This is a genomic window from Xanthomonas sp. NCPPB 3442 (assembly GCF_056725145.1).
In genome coordinates, this window is the sequence record NZ_CM161514.1 from 640,001 (window position 1) to 658,119 (window position 18,119).

Sequence of the window (18,119 nt, forward strand, 5' to 3'; positions counted from 1 at the left end):
TGGAAAACGATGTGGAAAGGCATAGACAGCCAGGAGGTTGGCTTAGAAGCAGCCACCCTTTAAAGAAAGCGTAATAGCTCACTGGTCGAGTCGGTCTGCGCGGAAGATTTAACGGGGCTAAGCAGTGAACCGAAGCTTGGGGTGCATAAAACTTGTTTTATGCGCGGTAGAGGAGCGTTCCGTAAGCCTGCGAAGGTGGATTGAGAAGTCTGCTGGAGGTATCGGAAGTGCGAATGCTGACATGAGTAACGATAATGCGGGTGAAAAGCCCGCACGCCGAAAGCCCAAGGTTTCCTTGCGCAACGTTAATCGACGCAGGGTTAGTCGGTCCCTAAGGCGAGGGCGAAAGCCGTAGTCGATGGGAAGCAGGTTAATATTCCTGCACCTCGCGTGAGTGCGATGGAGGGACGGAGAAGGTTAGGTGTACCGGGCGTTGGTTGTCCCGGGGAAAGGCGGTAGGTTTGGATCTTTGGCAAATCCGGGATCCTTTAAGACCGAGCACCGAGACGAGCCTTTATGGCGAAGTCACTGATACCACGCTTCCAGGAAAAGCTCCTAAGCTTCAGCTCACGAAGACCGTACCGTAAACCGACACAGGTGGGTAGGATGAGAATTCTCAGGCGCTTGAGAGAACTCGGGTGAAGGAACTAGGCAACATGGCACCGTAACTTCGGGAGAAGGTGCACCCTTTTTGGTGGCTCGTGCGAGCTATAGCTGAAGAGGGTCGCAGAAACCAGGCCGCTGCGACTGTTTATCAAAAACACAGCACTCTGCAAACACGAAAGTGGACGTATAGGGTGTGACGCCTGCCCGGTGCTGGAAGGTTAATTGATGGGGTCAGCCGCAAGGCGAAGCTCTTGATCGAAGCCCCAGTAAACGGCGGCCGTAACTATAACGGTCCTAAGGTAGCGAAATTCCTTGTCGGGTAAGTTCCGACCTGCACGAATGGCGTAACGACAGCGGCGCTGTCTCCACCCGAGACTCAGTGAAATTGAAATCGCTGTGAAGATGCAGCGTTCCCGTGGCAAGACGGAAAGACCCCGTGAACCTTTACTATAGCTTTACACTGAACGTTGAGTTCGTCTGTGTAGGATAGGTGGGAGGCTATGAAACTGTGGCGCTAGCTGCAGTGGAGCCATCCTTGAAATACCACCCTGTCGTGCTTGACGTTCTAACCTAGGTCCGTTATCCGGATCAGGGACCGTGTATGGTGGGTAGTTTGACTGGGGCGGTCTCCTCCTAAAGAGTAACGGAGGAGCACGAAGGTACGCTCAGCGCGGTCGGACATCGCGCACTGTGTGCAAAGGCATAAGCGTGCTTGACTGCAAGATCGACGGATCAAGCAGGTACGAAAGTAGGTCTTAGTGATCCGGTGGTTCTGTATGGAAGGGCCATCGCTCAACGGATAAAAGGTACTCCGGGGATAACAGGCTGATACCGCCCAAGAGTTCATATCGACGGCGGTGTTTGGCACCTCGATGTCGGCTCATCACATCCTGGGGCTGTAGTCGGTCCCAAGGGTATGGCTGTTCGCCATTTAAAGTGGTACGCGAGCTGGGTTCAGAACGTCGTGAGACAGTTCGGTCCCTATCTGCCATGGGCGTTGGAAGTTTGAGAGGGGCTGCTCCTAGTACGAGAGGACCGGAGTGGACGAACCTCTGGTGTTCCGGTTGTCACGCCAGTGGCATTGCCGGGTAGCTATGTTCGGAAGCGATAACCGCTGAAAGCATCTAAGCGGGAAGCGCGCCTCAAGATGAGACTTCCCGGGGCACAAGTCCCCTAAAGGAACCATGTAGACTACGTGGTTGATAGGTCAGGTGTGTAAGTACAGCAATGTATTGAGCTAACTGATACTAATGATCCGTGCGGCTTGACCATATAACCTCAAGTTGCCTTGGTCCCAACGAACGTTGGTAGATCATCAAATGCAAGCTACGTCACAAGTTAACTCTGCGAGACTGGGCGCCTTAATCCGTTTCTTGGATGGCGACGCTCCAACCGTCTCCCTGGTGAAATTAGCGCTGTGGAACCACCCGATCCCATCCCGAACTCGGAAGTGAAACGCAGCTGCGCCGATGGTAGTGTGGCTCAAGCCATGCGAGAGTAGGTCATCGCCAGGGGCTTTACCCCGAAACCCTCAGTCCAAACGGACTGAGGGTTTCTTTTTTGCGCGAGCGCTGCATAGCGCCGCGCGCAAACGCGCCTCGCATCCCCCACGCGTTACCACGCAAGGCGCTGGCGCATCTGCGCCGCTTGCCGACCGGCACCGATGTCATGCCGTACGTACAGTACCGCCGGGGCCGGTAGCCCGTCAGGACGCTGGCACCAAGCCTCGCCACACACGCCACGCGCCCATTGTCGACTCCCCGCAATTCAATGCCAGCTAAAACTAGAGGTCTGCGGTTGATGTTGATCACGGAACTCAGCGGGCGTTAGTCCGCCCAGGCTGTCGTGCGGGATCTGTTGGTTGTAGTCGGCAAGCCAGTGTTCGGTCTGTTCGCGGACCTCGCTCAGCGTGCGGACGAGATGCATGTCCAGCACGCCGCGCCTGTAGCTGCCGTTGAAGCGTTCGATAAAACCGTTCTGCATCGGACGCCCCGGTTCAATGAAGTCCAAGGCGATGCCCTTACGCTCGGCCCACTCGGACAAGGCCAGCGCGACAAATTCCGGCCCGTTGTCCAAACGTAGCTTGTTCGGATAGCCGCGCCAAGCTGCGATGCGTTCCAACGTGCGGATGACGCGGGCGGCCGGAAGATTCAGGTCCACTTCGATCGCCAAGGCTTCCAGACTGAAATCGTCGATGACATTGAACGTGCGAAAACGCCGACCGTCCCATAACGCATCGGACATGAAGTCGATCGACCATCCAGCATTGGGGCGATCACCGCAGGCCAGCGGCTGTGGATGACGCGTCGGTACCCGGCGCCTGCTGCGACGACGTTGATTGAGCTTCATCAGGCAATACACGCGCCAGACCCTCTTGTGGTTCCACACATGTCCGCGACGGCGGATGATTTGAAAAAGTTTTCCAAATCCACGCTCAGGAAAACGCTCGGCCAACTCGGACAACAGCGCGATAACCTCATCATCCCGATCGGGACGACGCTGATAGCGCATCGTCGAGCGCGCCACGCCAACCACCGAACAGGCCCGGCGCTCGCTCCAGCCATGCTGCTCGATGAGCCAGGCCAGAAGCGGGCGCTTGTGCGCCGGGTCTACAGTTTTTTTGCGATGACATCCTTCAATGCATGGTTTTCCATCGCCAGCTCGGCGTACATGCGTTTGAGCTTGTTGTGCTCGGTCTCCAGGTCGCGAAGGCGCTGCACATCAGCGGCCTCCATGCCGCCGTACTTGGATTTCCAGACGTAGTACGTCGCATCGGAAATCCCTAGCTCACGACACACATCCTTGACTTGGCGGCCACCCTCGACCTGCTTCAGCGTGGCGACGATCTGGCTATCGGTGAACTTGCTCTTGCGCATTGGTGGTCTCCTTGATGGCTAGTGTGCCCGGAGACCTCTAGTTATGGCTGGATCAAGTTTACGGGGAGTCGACACCATCTCTTGGAGAAAAGGGCGCGATCCATCTGTTGGCCAAAAACCTGCCTGGCCAATGCCAGATGCACGGGTGCGGTAGTGGCTGAAGCCGATAACAGACATCGCCCATGACAGCCTCGCTCGGCCGACGTCCTAGTGCGCATATCCTCGATACAAAGAACGGCCTGGAGCGGGTCGATCACGGCATCAGTGATGGGTCCCACATCCTTGGTGAGACAAGACGCAAGGCGGATGTTTCACACATCTCTGTTGAGACCAAATGCAAGACCAGTGGCAGCGCCAGGCGCGGTGAAGGCGTTCGATAAATCTCGGTTCGAAGCCAGCGATGTGTATCGCGGGGCGCACGCCCGAAGCCGTCGACTCGAACAGCCGGCGAAGCGCACCGCGAAGGCGCGCCGTTGTCGCCAGGTTGGGGGCGATGATTTATGTCGTTGGGATACTCACCACGACTGACGGCTTGAAACGTTGCGCCCAACCAACAAAAAAACCCCGCCTGAGCGGGGTTTTTTTGTTGGTACAGTCGGTACATCTGGCTGCAATCGGGTCATGACGGACCGACCAGCGGGCGGACGCCGCTATCTGCTGGCCGGCATCAGTCACCCAACGTCAATAGCGAGGCGTTGCCGCCTGCCGCGGTGGTGTTGACGGTGACGACCTTCTCGGTTGCGAAGCGCAGCAGGTAATGCGGGCCGCCCGCCTTGGGACCGGTGCCGGACAGGCCCTGCCCGCCGAACGGTTGTACGCCGACCACGGCGCCGATCTGGTTGCGATTGACGTAGACGTTGCCTACCGCCACGCGCGAGGTGATGCGGTCGATCGTCTCATCGATACGCGAGTGGACACCCAACGTGAGGCCGTAACCGGTCGCGTTGATCTGCTCGATGACGGCATCGAGCTGGTCGGCCTTCCAGCGAATCACGTGCAGCACCGGCCCGAAAATCTCGCGCTGCAGCTGGGACAGCGATGTCAGCTCATAGGCGCGTGGAGCGAAAAAGCTGCCATGCGCGGTGCTGGCGTCCAAGGTGGTGCTGCCGATCAGACGCGCTTGGCGATCCATGCGTGCCGCATGATCGTCGAGAATCCTGAGTGCATCAGCATCGATGACGGGGCCAACGTCGGTCGAGAGCAGGCCCGGATCGCCGATCTTCAACTCGCCCATCGCGCCGGCCAGCATCGTCATGACCTTGTCGGCGATGTCGTCCTGGACGAACAGGACGCGCGCCGCGGAGCAGCGCTGCCCGGCCGAGATGAAGGCACTGGAAATGGCGTCTTTGACCACTGCTTCGGGCAACGAGGACGAGTCGGCGATGAAGGCGTTCTGGCCGCCGGTTTCGGCGATCAAGACGCCGATGGCAGCGTCGCGTGCGGCCAGGGTGCGGTTGATGATGCGTGCGGTTTCGGTAGAGCCGGTGAAGGCTACGCCGGCAACGCGCGGGTCGTTGGTCAGCGCAGCGCCAACGGTAGCGCCATCGCCTGGCAGGAACTGCACGACCGCTTCCGGTACGCCGGCCTCATGCAGCAGCTTGACCGCTGCAAAGCCGATCAGGTTGGTCTGCTCGGCCGGCTTGGCGATGACCGTATTGCCGGCCGCCAGCGCTGCGGCGACCTGACCGAGGAAGATCGCCAACGGGAAGTTCCATGGGCTGATGCAGACAAAGACGCCGCGCCCGTGCAGCTGCAGCTCGTTGGATTCGCCGGTCGGTCCGGGCAGACGCTCCGGCGCACCGAACTGCGCACGCGCCTGGCCGGCGTAGTAGCGCAGGAAATCGACGGCCTCGCGGACTTCGGCCACTGCGTCGGGCAGCGTCTTGCCGGCTTCCTTGACGCAGATCGCCATGAAGTCGGGCATGCGCGTTTCGAGCAGATCGGCTGCATGTTCCAGGATGGTGGCGCGGCTCGCTGCAGGCGTGCGGTTCCAGGCCGGTTGCGCGGCCGCAGCGCTGGCCAGCGACTTCTGGACGGTATCCGGATCGGCCGGGTGCCACTGTCCAACCGTCTCGCGGCGATCTGCCGGATTCAACACCGCCTGGCCGGGCGTGCTGATCAGCGCACCGGGTACCAGGGGCGTGGCCTTCCACGGCTTGATCGCGGCGTTGAGTTGCTCGGCCAGCTGGCGCAGATCGTTGTCGTTGGCGAGATTGGCGCCCATGGAGTTTTTCCTGTTCTGGTTCTGGCTACGCAGCAAATCGGCTGGCAGCGGAATCTTGGGATGCGGGATGGAAGTAAATGACGTCACTGCCTCGACCGGGTCGCGGATGAGGTCCTCGATGGCGACATCCTCGTCGGTGATGCGATTGACGAAGCTGGAATTGGCGCCGTTTTCGAGCAGGCGACGTACCAGATACGGCAGCAGATCTTCGTGCGAGCCGACCGGTGCATAGACGCGGCACGGCAGATCGAGACGATCGGCAGGAATCACCTCGGCATACAGGTCGTCGCCCATGCCGTGCAGTTTCTGGTGCTCGTAGGTCTTGCCTGCCGCAATCGCACGTACCGCCGCAATGGTCTGCGCGTTGTGCGTGGCGAACATCGGGTAGAGCGCGTCGCTGTGCGCGAACATGCGACGTGCGCATGCCAGGTACGACACGTCGGTGTTCTGCTTACGCGTAAACACCGGGTAGCCGGGATGCCCTTCGATCTGCGCGCGCTTGATCTCTGCGTCCCAGTACGCGCCTTTGACCAGGCGCACCGGAATGCGTCGCCCGACACGGCGCGCCAGATCGGCAAGAAAATCGATCGTGTACGGCGTGCGTTTTTGATAGGCCTGCACGGCCAGGCCATAGCCTTCCCAGCCATCCAATGACGAGTCGGAGAAGGTGGCCTCGATGATGTCTAGCGACAGTTCCAGCCGGTCGGCTTCCTCGGCGTCGACGGTGTAGCCGATGCCATAGGACTTGGCTAGCTGCGCCAACTCCAGTACGCCCGGAACTAGCTCGGCCATCACTCGCGCACGCTTGGCATGTTCGTAGCGCGGATACAGCGCCGACAACTTGATCGAGATGCTGGGCGCGGCAAATACATCGGTACCGACGAAGTTGCCGCTGCGGCCGATCGCATGAATCGCATCCCGATACGCCTGCAGATAGCGCTGCGCATCCTTCATGGTGAGCGCGCCTTCGCCCAGCATGTCGAACGAATAACGGTAGTTGGCGTTGTCGCCCTTGCGCGAACGCGACAGCGCTTCGCCGATGGTGCGGCCCATGACGAACTGATGGCCCATGATCTTCATGGCCTGGCGCACGGCCAGGCGAATCACCGGCTCGCCGACGCGGCCGATCAGGCGTTTGAAGGCGCCCGGCACATCGGCGCGGGTGAGGTCGTTGAGCTGCACTAGCTGGCCGGTCAGCATCAGGCCCCAGGTGGAGGCGTTGACCAGCACCGAATCGCTGCCGCCCATATGCTTCTTCCAATCCGCATCGCCGAGCTTGTCGCGGATCAGCTTGTCGGCGGTGTCCTGGTCGGGAATGCGCAGCAGTGCCTCGGCCACGCACATCAGCAGCACGCCTTCTTCGCTGCCCAGGTCGTATTGGCGCATGAAGGCTTCGATGGCGCCCTGGTCCTGCGCGCGTGCCCGCACACGGGTAACCAGGTCGGCCGCGACCGCCTGCACCTTGGCTTGCTCAGCGGCGGGCAGGCGTGCCTGGTCGAGCAATTCGCGCACGTGTTCGGCTTCGTCCTTGAGCCAGGCCGCGGTGATGGCGGCACGCAATGCGCCAGGTGCGGCGGGCAGTTCGGGCGCCAACAGCGGGCGCGCAACTGAGGTGGAGGCAAGCGGGTCGAGCTGTGCGTTCATGCGAAAGGTGCCTTGGATTCCGTGCTCATTCTAGTGAGCCAGACGGCTTGCGCACTTGTGTGGAAGCGGCGGCTTTCCCGCCGTTTTGTGCATGCCGCCATCGCGCAGAGTGACGGCACGGCCATTGGCGAACAACGCGGAAGTGATTGATTTGTGCGCACTTTTAGCTGCACTGCAGCAAATTCTTGATCGCCGGAAATGCTTGCCGCATGCGTTGGCGCGGGTCTACCATCGGGCTATTCCCGCAGTGCGCTGCGTGCCGTTTATGATCGAAGTGCTGCCGTTGATGTCCGAAGGGGTTGGGACGCAGCTGCGGTTGCGGCCTCCGCGGGCACTGTCGGCCAGGCAATTCGTGCAGCTGTTCGCAGTGCTGGCGGGAACGATGTGGTTATTTGCAGGCCTGGGGTGGTGGACCGGCAATGCGTTCGCGCCGGTCTTTGCCCTGGTGCACAGTGGTGTGGTGGCGCTGGCGCTACGGCAGTTGTGGCGAAGTGGCGAGCGCGAAGAAGCGATCCGGGTGGGGGAAGCCGTTGTCGAGGTGTTTCCGTCCGGGCATGCGCCACCAGCGTTTCAGGCACATCCGCACTGGGTGCGGCTTTGCATAGAACGCGATGACAGGGTGTTGCTGGTCAGCAGCGGCAAGCAGATCGAGATCGGAAGTTTTCTCGGGCCGGCCGAACGTGTGGAACTGGCAACAACGCTCAAACGCTTGCTCGCGGCCGCCAATGGCCGTCACCGATGACGTAAGGGTCTAGGCAATGACGCAACGCAGCAGCTGGAAGTCGATCAACACCTGCACACACGTGGGCCTGGCGATGGCGGCGCTGCTGAGCGCGCCGGTGGCCTGGGCGCAATCGGCCGATCCCAAGGAATGGCAGCTCAACATGGGGCGCGGGGTGACCCAGACCGCGCGGATGGCTTACGAGGCGCACATGGTGGCGCTGTGGGTGTGCGTGGTGATTGGCGCGCTGGTGTTCTCGGCGATGGGCTATGCGATGTTCAAGTTCCGCAAGTCCAAGGGCGCGGTGGCCGCACAATTCAGTCACAACACCACCGCGGAAGTGCTGTGGACGGTGATTCCGGTCCTGGTGCTGATTGCGATGGCGTGGCCGGCGACGGCAAAACTGATCGCGATGTACGACACCCGCGAATCGGAAATGACGGTCAAGGTGACCGGCTATCAGTGGATGTGGAAGTACGAATATCTGGGCCAGGGCGTGGAATTCACCAGCCGCCTGGCACGCGAATCCGATCGTATCCGCCAAAGCGGCGAGCGCCCCACCGCGGCCTCGCAGCCGCACTATCTGCTGGATGTCGATAACCGCCTGGTGCTGCCGGTCAACACCAAGATCCGCTTCGTGATTACCGCCGACGATGTGATCCACGCCTGGTGGGTGCCGGCGCTGGGATGGAAGCAAGATGCCATTCCCGGCATCGTCAACGAAGCCTGGACCAACATCGAGCAACCGGGCGTGTATCGCGGGCAGTGCGCCGAGTTGTGCGGCAAGGATCATGGCTTCATGCCGATCGTGGTGGAGGCGCTGCCCAAGGCTGACTTCCAGCGCTGGCTGGCGTCGCGTCGTAGCGCGTCAGGCACTGCTCCGGGAGCGGCGCCAGCGGCCGCACCGACGCCGACCAGTGCACCGGCCGCTCCGCAAGGTGACGCCGCGCCTGCGGCGACACCGGCCCAGGCCGCAACACCGACCGCCGCTCTTTAATCGCCCGCAATCGCTCGCTTCGCAGAGGTCGTTCCGTCATGGCGCATACCGCAGTCGATCACCACGGACACCACCAGCCCGGTTTCGTCGAGCGCTGGTTCTTTTCGACCAATCACAAGGATATCGGCACGTTGTATCTGCTGTTTTCCTTCGTGATGTTCATCATCGGCGCGGCGATGAGCGTGGTGATTCGCGCCGAATTGATGCAGCCCGGCTTGCAGTTCGTCAAACCGGAGTTCTTCAACCAGATGACCACCGTGCATGCACTGGTGATGATCTTCGGCGGCGTGATGCCGGCTTTCGTCGGCCTGGCCAACTGGATGATTCCGTTGCAGATCGGTGCGCCGGACATGGCGTTGCCGCGCATGAACAACTGGTCGTTCTGGTTGTTGCCGGTCGCCTTTACCCTGCTGCTGCTGACGCTGTTCCTGCCGGGCGGCGCGCCAGCAGGCGGCTGGACGCTGTACCCGCCGCTGTCGCTGCAGGGCGGCTACAACGTCGCCTTCAGCGTATTTGCGATCCATGTGGCCGGCGTCAGCTCGATCATGGGCGCGATCAACATCATCGCCACCGTGCTGAACATGCGCGCGCCGGGCATCGATCTGCTCAAGATGCCGATCTTCTGCTGGGCCTGGCTGATCACCGCGTTCCTGCTGATCGCGGTGATGCCGGTGCTGGCCGGCGCGGTGACCATGCTGCTGACCGACAAGTTCTTCGGTACCAGCTTCTTCAACGCGGCCGGCGGCGGCGACCCGGTGATGTACCAGCACATCTTCTGGTTCTTCGGGCACCCGGAGGTGTACATCATGATCCTGCCGGCGTTCGGCGTGGTCAGCGAGATCATCCCGACCTTCAGCCGCAAGCCGCTGTTCGGTTACCAGGCGATGGTCTACGCCATTGCCGCGATCGCCTTCCTGAGCTTTATCGTCTGGGCCCACCACATGTTCACCGTGGGCATGCCGCTGGGCGGCGAAATCTATTTCATGTTCGCCACCATGCTGATCTCCATCCCGACCGGGGTGAAGGTGTTCAACTGGGTCAGCACGATGTGGAAAGGCTCGCTGACCTTCGAATCGCCGATGTTGTGGGCGGTGGCGTTCGTGATCCTCTTCAGCATCGGTGGGTTCTCCGGCCTGATGCTGGCGATCGTGCCGGCGGACTTCCAGTACCACGACACCTACTTCGTGGTGGCGCACTTCCACTACGTGCTGGTGACCGGTGCGGTGTTCGCGCTGATCGCGGCGGTGTACTACTGGTGGCCCAAGTGGACCGGGCGGATGTACAACGAGGCCTGGGCCAAGGTGCACTTCTGGTGGACGATGGTGTTCGTCAACCTGCTGTTCTTCCCGCAGCACTTCCTTGGCTTGGCCGGCATGCCGCGGCGCATTCCCGACTACAACGTGGTGTTCGCCGACTGGAACCTGGTCAGTTCGATCGGTGCGTTCGGCATGTTCGTCACGCCGTTCCTGATGGCCGCGATCCTGCTGTCCTCGCTGCGCAGTGGCGCGCGTGCACAGGCCCGCTCCTGGGAAGGTGCCAAGGGTCTGGAATGGACGGTGCCGTCACCTGCCCCGGCGCATACCTTCACCGTGCCGCCGGTGATCAAGCCTGGAGATCTTGCACATGAAGACATCGGCCACTGAGTCCGCCTCGGAGCCGGCGGTGACGCGTCTGTTATCTGCTGCGGAACGGCAGGCGCAGCAGCGCCGTGCGGTACGCCGCACCGCGATCACGGTCGGCATCATCGCGTTGCTGATCTATGCGGGCTTCATCGCCTCGGGAGTCATCGGGCGGTGAGTGCACGCGCGCCCGCACACGCACCCACAGCCGGCTTGTTCAAGCTGCTGGGCGTGGTGCTGGGCGTGTTCGTGCTGACGTTTTCCCTGGTGCCGCTCTACCGCATCGCCTGCGAGAAAGTGTTTGGCATCCGCATGGAGCGTGCGCCTGGGAGCAATCGCACAAACGCGGGCGCGCCGCCTGCCGCCGGCAAGCGCACGGTGCGCGTGGAGTTCGATGGAGGGGTCAATTCCAAACTGCCGTGGACCTTCCATCCCGAACAGATGACGATGGATGTGGTGCCGGGCGAGCTCAACGAGGCGCTGTATTTCGCGCGCAACGATGGTGCACGTGCGGTGGTGGGCAGTGCGGTGCCTTCGGTTGCACCTGCGCGTGCGTCGGGCTACTTCAATAAAACCGAGTGCTTCTGCTTTACCGCGCAGACCTTGCAGGCCGGCGAAACGCGCGACATGCCGCTGCGTTTCATCGTCGACCCGGCACTGCCGCCGGAAGTCACTACGATCACCCTGTCCTACACGTTCTATCGCAACGACGCGCTGACCTCCGAACTGCAGGGCGGAGGCGCAGCTGGCGCGCCACGCGCTGCGCCGTAACCTTCCATCCACCCGTACCACGACACGGAAGCAACGCCATGGCCGATCACAGTCCCAACGCCGATGCGTATTTCGTCCCGAGCCAGAGCAAATGGCCCTTTGTCGGGTCGATTGCGATGTTCGTGATGATGATCGGCGTGGCCAGCTGGCTCAACGACGCGGCATGGGGGCGCTGGACCTTCTTCGCCGGCGTGGCGATGCTGCTGGCGACGTTGTTCATGTGGTTTGGCGATGTCATCCGCGAATCCAATGCCGGGCATTACAACCGCCAGGTGGATGGCTCGTTCCGCATGGGGATGGTGTGGTTCATCTTCTCCGAGGTGATGTTTTTCTGCGCTTTCTTCGGTGCGCTGTTTTACACGCGTGTGCTGACGCTGCCCTGGCTGGGCGGGGAAGGCGACGGCGTGATGACCAACGAGCTGCTGTGGAATGGTTATTCCGCTGCGTGGCCGACCAATGGCCCGGGCACCATCGGTGGGCAGTTCCAGACCATTCCGGCCTGGGGCCTGCCGCTGATCAACACGCTGATCCTGCTCAGTTCCGGCGTGACCTTGACCATCGCCCACCACGCGCTCAAGGGAGGGCGCCGCGGCGCGCTGCTGTTGTGGCTGGGGTTGACCGTGCTGCTGGGCTGCGTGTTCCTGTTCCTGCAGGCCGAGGAATATATCCACGCCTATACCGAGCTCAATCTCACCCTGGGCTCGGGCATCTATGGTTCGACCTTCTTCATGCTGACCGGCTTCCACGGCATGCATGTGCTGCTGGGCACCATCATGCTGGCGGTGATGTGGCTGCGCGCGGCGAAGGGGCATTTCAGCCGCGACAACCACTTCGCTTTCGAAGCGGCCGCGTGGTACTGGCACTTCGTCGACGTGGTGTGGCTGGCGCTGTTTTTGTTCGTGTATGTCCTTTGAGGCGGGGATTCGGGATTGGTGATTCGGGATTCGTAAAGCGGCAGGCTTTAGTTTTTACGAATCCCCAATGCCGAATCCCCAATCCCGGCTCCTCAGCGGCCAAGCCCATGCGGCTTGATCCAGCCGGTGTAGATGCCGAGGATCACGATGGCGATCAATGCCACCGATAGACCGATGCGCCAGGTCAGGGCGTTGACGGTGCGCTTGGTCTGACCGCGGTCGGTCAGTAGGTAGTAGAGGCCGGCGCCCAGGTTCCATAGGATCACGATCAGGAAGGCGACAATCAGCAGCGTCTTGAGCGAATCGTTCACAACAGCCCCGGGTGCAGTCGGCGTGGTGATGGCATTGCACGCTTTTTTGCGCCGCTTGTCATGACGCGCAAGCACACGGCGGTCATCGGTTGGTGTCTGGCGCTGCTGGTGAGCGCGGGTTTCGCGGCGCTTGGGCATTGGCAGTTGCAGCGCATGCAGAGCAAGCAAGCCTTGCTGGACCGTGCCGCACATGTGCGCGACACCACGCTGCCCTTGGCACCGGCGCTGGCGACGAAGAATGAGTTGGCATGGGTACGCGGGCAAGTGCGTTTTTTGCCGCAGCTGGTCTTGCTGGACAATCAGCTGCATGACGGGCGTGCCGGTGTGCGCGTGTATCAACTGGCAGCGCCGGAAGGTGGATCGACAGACGTGCTGGTGGATCTGGGCTGGTTGCCATTACCGGCCGATCGGCAGTTGCCCGGCATCGTTGCGCTGAAAGGCGTGCAGACCGTGCAGGGGCTCTTGAGCGGTCCGCCGTCGGCGGGGCTGGCGATCGGACCGGCGCTGGCGCCGGGGGCTGCGGCGCAGACCTGGCTGGCCACGCGACTGGATCTGCAGGCCTTACGCAGCACGCTGGGCAGGCGCGACATTTCGTCGCAGGTCCTGCGCCTGGACCCTGCACTGCCGGTTGGCTACGCGCGCGATCTGGACATGCTGCCAAACACGCTACCACCCGCGCGGCACTTGGGTTACGCGGTGCAATGGTTCGGGTTGGCCGTCGCGGTCCTGGCGACCGCAATGCTGCTGACATGGCGTGCGCGCCGCCGCGACCGCGGGCACTGACGCCTGCGGCATGAGAAAATCGCCGGCATGACCTCCTCCACATCGGCCACGCCGCATTCGGTCAAACGCGGCCGCAGGATGCTGATTGCCCTGGCGGTGCTGTTCTTCGGCTCGATGTTGCTGGCCGGCGTGCTGCGCTTCTCCGGATGGCAGCCGGCGTCGATGCGCAATCACGGCGAGCTGCTGAAGCCGCCCGCGGATCTGCGGGCGCTGGTGCCGGTCCGTGCGAACGGGCAACCGTATGCATGGGCCCCGAGCGAGCGCATCTGGCGCATTGCAGTGGCGCCGCCGGCCGATTGCACGCAGCAGTGCGTGGCGTTGGCCGCGGAACTGGACAAGGTGTGGCAGTTGCTCGGGCACCGCGCCGACAAGGTGGAGGTGCTGTGGATCGGCCCGCCGCCGGCCGGGCTGCCGCCGATGCCTGCATTGCGCGTGCTACGCGACGATGCCCGCCTGCGCCAGGCATTGCCGCGCGGCACCGATGCGGCCGGCGTGCCGGTGTATGTGATCGACCCCAATGGCTTTGTGATCCTGCGTTACGCCCCCGGTTTCGACCCGGCTGGCTTGCGGTCGGATCTGGTCAAGCTGCTGAAACTGATGTGAGCCCGTTTCGATGAACCTGTTTGCGCCACCGGCGTTGTTCCGTCACTTCCATCGCATGGCCTGGCTGGCCGCACTGTTCACTGCGAGCACGATCCTGTTCGGGTCGTTCGTGCGGTTGTCCGACGCCGGCATGAGCTGCCCGGACTGGCCCACCTGCTACGGCCGTGTGACCTGGCCGCAGACCAGCGACGAAGCCAATACGCACGTGGCCAGCAAGATCCGCCCGCTGGAATCGCACAAGGCCTGGCGCGAACAGGTCCATCGTTTCCTGGCCGGTGCGTTGGGCGTGGAAGTGCTGGTGTTGTCGTTGCTGGCGGTGCGTCGCCGTCGCATGGGCATTGCCCAGGTGGTGTCGGCCGCGGTGCTGGTGGCGTTGTCGATCCCGCTCTATATGTCCGGCTGGCACGCCATGGCCTTCGGCGTGGCGATCGCCGGCGAGGCCATCCTGCTGCTGGCGGCATTGCGCTGGAGCAACATCGATCTGGCGCGTGCAGCGGTGCTGACGCTGGCGGTGGTGATCTTCCAGGCGTTGCTGGGCATGTGGACGGTGACGTTGCTGCTCAAGCCGATCGTGGTGATGGGGCACCTGCTGGGCGGCATGCTGATGTTCTCGCTGCTGGTGTGGATGGCCTGGCGTGCGACGCATCTGCCGATCACCCTGGCCGATGCATCGCGCTTGAAGTGGCTGCTGCGCCTGGGCGTGGCGGTGCTGGGCCTGCAGATCGCGCTTGGTGGCTGGGTCAGCGCCAACTACGCCGCGCTGGCGTGTGGCGGCGGCAGCTGGTCGGCCGACAACTTCCCGCGCTGCGTCAGCCAGTGGTGGCCGCCGCACGATTTCCGTGAAGGTTTCACGCTGTGGCGCGGCATTGGGGTGGATTACGAAGGCGGCGTGCTGGACGGTGCGGCGCGTATCGCGATCCAGATGGCGCACCGGCTATGGGCAATTGCGACCGCGCTGTACTTATGGTGGCTGGCCTGGCGCTTGTCGCGCTCGCCGGGCATGCGGGTGTGGGCCGGCGCATTGGCGCTGCTGGTGGCCGTGCAGGTGACCCTGGGCATGCTCAACGTGAAGCTGGCGCTGCCGCTGGAGGTCTCGGTCATGCATAACGGCGGGGCGGTGGCGTTGCTGTTCGTGCTGGTCTCGCTGCTGGCGCGGCTGCGCGCGCCGGAGTGAGCATGGCTGTCAGCGCACGCGATTATTGGGATCTGACCAAACCCAAGGTGGTGGCACTGATCGTGTTCACCGCGTTGGTGGGCATGTTCCTGGCCATTCCCGACATGCCGACCTGGCTGCAGGTACGCACCGGCGCGCTGGGCTTCCTGGGTATCTGGCTGGCGGCTTCAGCGGCGGCAGCGATCAACCAACTGCTCGACGCCAAGATCGACGCACAGATGGCGCGCACCTCATGGCGCCCGCTGGTGGTGGGCAAGGTGCGGCCCTGGCAGGTGCTGGTGTTCGCCGGCGCGCTGATCGTGATCTCCATGACCATTCTGGTGGTGTGGGTGAATGTCATCACCGCGGTGCTGACCTTCGCCTCGCTGATCGGGTACGCGGTGATTTACACCGTGTACCTGAAGCGTGCGACCTCGCAGAACATCGTGATTGGCGGCCTGGCCGGCGCCACCCCGCCGATGCTGGGCTGGGCCGCGGTGACCGGGCTGCCGACCAGCGCCGACTGGATCAATGCCTCGCTGCTGGTGCTGATCATCTTCATCTGGACGCCGCCGCATTTCTGGGCGCTGGCGATCTTCCGCCGTGCCGATTACGCCAAGGCCGCGATCCCGATGTTGCCGGTGACCCATGGCGTGCCGCATACGCGCAAGCAGATCCTGGTGTACACCGTATTGCTGGCGATCGTGACCTTGGCGCCGGTGGCGGTGGGCATGAGCGGGGTGTTCTATCTGGGCGGTGCGATCGTGCTCAATGCGGTGTTCCTCTGGTACGCGTGGCGCATGCTGAACCCGCCGGACGAACTGTTTTCGATGAAGATGTTCGGGTACTCCATCGTGTACCTGATGGCGTTGTTCGCCTTCCTGATGGTCGACCATCTGCTGCTGCCGTGGGTGCGCTAGTCGCCGAAGCGAGACGAGCGGCAATGCGGTAGCTCTGCCCCGATGACTTGCGTGGCAATCAGGCGGATGGATGGATCACGCCTGTAGCTTGCCTGCAGCGCCTGCAACGTGCGGCGAAAGGTGCCGGATGCGTGCCGCGTGCGCCGCGTCGAGGTCACCAGCGGCGTCCATGTCAGCAGACGCCGCGGTTTGCGGCTTGCCACGCTCTGATCATCATGCGTTGCCGGCACACGGCACTGTATCAACTCAACTCAGCCAACTGGCGCACTCGCTGGTAGCTTTGCTGTCGCAGCTGGACTGCATTTTCTGTTGCAGACGCGCCAGCACTGCGCTGCCTTCGCGGCGATGCTGCTTGCTCCAGGTCTTCAATGCGGTGCCGAGGGTGGCGAAGCGCTGACGGGTCCGTTGCCGGTAACCATCCGGTTGACCGGCCAACTCGCCGATCACCTGGGTGGCGGCGCCCTCGATGCCGGCGCTGTCGTCGGGGCTGAGCCGGATGAGCCCATCCACGTACATCACGCCCCACTGCACGCGTGTGGCGGGACCTTGCGCGCTGTCGTAGGCCCGTTTGAGCCACAACAGGGCGGTCTTCTTGTCGCCGCGTTGTTCGGCCAGATCCGCCAATTCGGGCATGTAGTAGTACGGCGTCTTGCTGCGCGACAACTCGGCCAGCAGCAATTGCTCTGCCGCGCTGCGATCGCCCACCTCGCTCAGCAACGCGGCAGCCATGCTGATGGTGGATTGGCGCTCCTCGTCGGTCTTGGCGGTGTCGGTGGCCCACTGCACGCGCTGGTGTACCACCTCCGCCACGTCTTTCGGCAACGGTGGTTGCGGGCCTTCGGCTTCGGCTTCGGTTTCGGTGGGCTGGCCTTGTGCCAGGCGTGCCAGCTGGATGCGCGCGTATGCGGTGCCAAGCCGGTCGGAAATCGGCAATGAAGGATCGGCGTAGACCTTGTCCAAGGCCTGATTCAGTGCGTTGGAGAGCGTGCTGCGCACGCCGGCCTCGTTGCTGGCGGCGGTGACCAGGCGTGCCGGCACATAGTTCAGCGTGCCGAGATTGGCGCGCACTTCTGCCGGGTCGGCCAACACCGCTTCCAACAGCGTGCGGTTGGCGCTGCTGGCAGCCGGTGGGTGTCTGGCGGCACTGATGGCGGCCAGGGCGAAGCTGCGTTGCAGTGCCGGCTGTGGCGCCGAGGTGGAGAGCCGGGTGAGCACGTCGGCGGCGGCATCGGGTTTGACCAGCGTATCGTCGGTGCCCCAGGCGTAGTTGCCGAGCACGGCCCAATCGTCCGCGCTGAGCTGTTGTGGTGTGTGCAGCGCCTTGTCGAGCAATTGCTGGGCGGTACTGGTGCTCTTGGCCGCAACCCGCAACACCTCGGCCAGGCGCGCGTTATCGGCATTGCCGGCCAGTCGGGTGATTTCGCTGCGGTCCGGGCGCAGCACGATGATGGTGGGATACGCCTTGACCCCGAAGCGCTCGCCCCAGGCCTGCGCGCCCTCCGAATCGCCGTCCAGGTGCACGGCGACGAACTGCTGGGTGCGCGCGATGAAGGCCGGATCCTTGAACAGCGTGGCCTTGAGGCGATTGCAGGGCGGGCACCAGGCTGCGCCCCAATACAACAGGATCGGCTTGCCGCTGTCCTTGGCTTCGGCAAAGGCATCTTCCACGTCGCCCTCGCGCCAGGCGATGCCGGCAACGGGTGCCGGCGTGGACGCCGTCTTGGGTGGTGCGGGCGCCGCAGGCGGTGCTGGCTTGTCGCAGGCAGTCAGCGCAGCCAGCACGGCCAGCAGCGCGATCAAGGAAGGGGAAGGGCGTGGCAGCGACAGCGTCATGGCAAATCACCGTGGGGCGGCAGAAGGTCGATCGCGCACTCTAGCGGCCGCTGGCGGACCTGGGCGGGCGTGCGTCATCACCGTTGTACATCTGCTTACAACCTGGATGTGCGGCGATGCGAACTGCTGTTACGCGATACGCAG

At 62.9% G+C, this 18,119-nt stretch carries 14 protein-coding genes and 2 rRNA genes (1 of these 16 cut by a window edge); 12 read left to right on the forward strand and 4 right to left on the reverse strand.

Features of this window, described 5'->3' with window-relative positions:
• Both AC1POX_RS02800 and rrf read left to right on the forward strand, forming a co-directional pair.
• Positions 1-1,878: ribosomal RNA gene (locus tag AC1POX_RS02800) — 23S ribosomal RNA — on the forward strand; it begins 1,003 nt to the left of the window's first position.
• Between the two features lie 127 nt (positions 1,879-2,005).
• Positions 2,006-2,120, forward strand: a 5S ribosomal RNA gene (gene rrf, locus AC1POX_RS02805).
• Between the two features lie 253 nt (positions 2,121-2,373).
• On the opposite strand, the gene AC1POX_RS02810 is transcribed toward rrf, so the two are convergent.
• Both AC1POX_RS02810 and putA read right to left on the reverse strand, forming a co-directional pair.
• Positions 2,374-3,482 (reverse strand): IS3-like element ISXca2 family transposase gene (locus AC1POX_RS02810; protein WP_372356260.1). Its coding sequence is split into 2 segments (ribosomal slippage): positions 2,374-3,230 and positions 3,230-3,482, totalling 1,110 coding nucleotides; the frame shifts between segments, so codons are not numbered across the junction.
• A 667-nt stretch (positions 3,483-4,149) separates the two neighbouring features.
• Complete coding sequence (gene putA, locus AC1POX_RS02815; protein WP_372356721.1) at positions 4,150-7,350, reverse strand: bifunctional proline dehydrogenase/L-glutamate gamma-semialdehyde dehydrogenase PutA; 3,201 nt, start codon at positions 7,348-7,350, stop codon at positions 4,150-4,152.
• Positions 7,351-7,615: 265 nt separating this feature from the next.
• Here putA and AC1POX_RS02820 point away from each other — a divergent pair, with 265 nt between their 5' ends.
• From AC1POX_RS02820 to AC1POX_RS02845, 6 genes are read left to right on the forward strand one after another with little or no spacing between them, the layout of a single operon-like run.
• Positions 7,616-8,092, forward strand: a complete 477-nt coding sequence (locus AC1POX_RS02820) for a DUF2244 domain-containing protein (protein WP_017157717.1) — start codon at positions 7,616-7,618, stop codon at positions 8,090-8,092.
• A gap of 16 nt (positions 8,093-8,108) precedes the next feature.
• A complete protein-coding gene (gene coxB / locus AC1POX_RS02825) occupies positions 8,109-9,068 on the forward strand; it encodes a cytochrome c oxidase subunit II (RefSeq protein WP_011348842.1) in 960 nt (319 codons plus the stop codon).
• A 38-nt stretch (positions 9,069-9,106) separates the two neighbouring features.
• Positions 9,107-10,711 carry a cytochrome c oxidase subunit I gene (ctaD, locus tag AC1POX_RS02830; protein ID WP_014091272.1) on the forward strand — a complete coding sequence of 535 codons (1,605 nt, stop codon included), beginning with the start codon at positions 9,107-9,109 and terminating at the stop codon, positions 10,709-10,711.
• Complete coding sequence (locus AC1POX_RS02835) at positions 10,692-10,865, forward strand: hypothetical protein (protein WP_003484652.1); 174 nt, start codon at positions 10,692-10,694, stop codon at positions 10,863-10,865. Before ctaD ends, AC1POX_RS02835 begins: the two co-directional genes overlap by 20 nt.
• Entirely contained in the window at positions 10,862-11,458 is a 597-nt protein-coding gene (locus tag AC1POX_RS02840; RefSeq protein ID WP_008577454.1) for a cytochrome c oxidase assembly protein, read from the forward strand. The genes AC1POX_RS02835 and AC1POX_RS02840 overlap by 4 nt, the downstream gene beginning before the upstream one ends.
• A 38-nt stretch (positions 11,459-11,496) precedes the next feature.
• The gene (locus tag AC1POX_RS02845; RefSeq protein ID WP_005911522.1) at positions 11,497-12,372 is read left to right on the forward strand and encodes a cytochrome c oxidase subunit 3; all 876 of its coding nucleotides are present in this window, start codon (positions 11,497-11,499) and stop codon (positions 12,370-12,372) included.
• Positions 12,373-12,464: 92 nt separating this feature from the next.
• Here the strand turns inward: AC1POX_RS02845 and AC1POX_RS02850 are convergent, their stop codons facing one another.
• Entirely contained in the window at positions 12,465-12,683 is a 219-nt protein-coding gene (locus AC1POX_RS02850) for a twin transmembrane helix small protein (RefSeq protein ID WP_003484642.1), read from the reverse strand.
• A gap of 60 nt (positions 12,684-12,743) precedes the next feature.
• Between AC1POX_RS02850 and AC1POX_RS02855 the strand changes: the two genes are divergently transcribed.
• The 4 genes from AC1POX_RS02855 to cyoE are packed head-to-tail and all read left to right on the forward strand — an operon-like array spanning position 12,744 to position 16,142.
• Positions 12,744-13,466, forward strand: coding sequence for an SURF1 family protein (locus AC1POX_RS02855; RefSeq protein ID WP_136733313.1), 723 nt, complete (start codon positions 12,744-12,746; stop codon positions 13,464-13,466).
• 27 nt (positions 13,467-13,493) lie between these two features.
• Positions 13,494-14,069: a hypothetical protein gene (locus AC1POX_RS02860; protein ID WP_011348839.1), complete on the forward strand. Its 576-nt coding sequence runs from the start codon at positions 13,494-13,496 to the stop codon at positions 14,067-14,069.
• Positions 14,070-14,079: 10 nt separating this feature from the next.
• Positions 14,080-15,243, forward strand: coding sequence for a COX15/CtaA family protein (locus tag AC1POX_RS02865; RefSeq protein WP_011348838.1), 1,164 nt, complete (start codon positions 14,080-14,082; stop codon positions 15,241-15,243).
• Between the two features lie 2 nt (positions 15,244-15,245).
• Positions 15,246-16,142, forward strand: a complete 897-nt coding sequence (cyoE, locus tag AC1POX_RS02870) for a heme o synthase (RefSeq protein ID WP_011348837.1) — start codon at positions 15,246-15,248, stop codon at positions 16,140-16,142.
• 246 nt (positions 16,143-16,388) lie between these two features.
• Here the strand turns inward: cyoE and AC1POX_RS02875 are convergent, their stop codons facing one another.
• Positions 16,389-17,975, reverse strand: a complete 1,587-nt coding sequence (locus AC1POX_RS02875; protein ID WP_218502699.1) for a thioredoxin family protein — start codon at positions 17,973-17,975, stop codon at positions 16,389-16,391.
• Positions 17,976-18,119 lie beyond the last annotated feature (144 nt).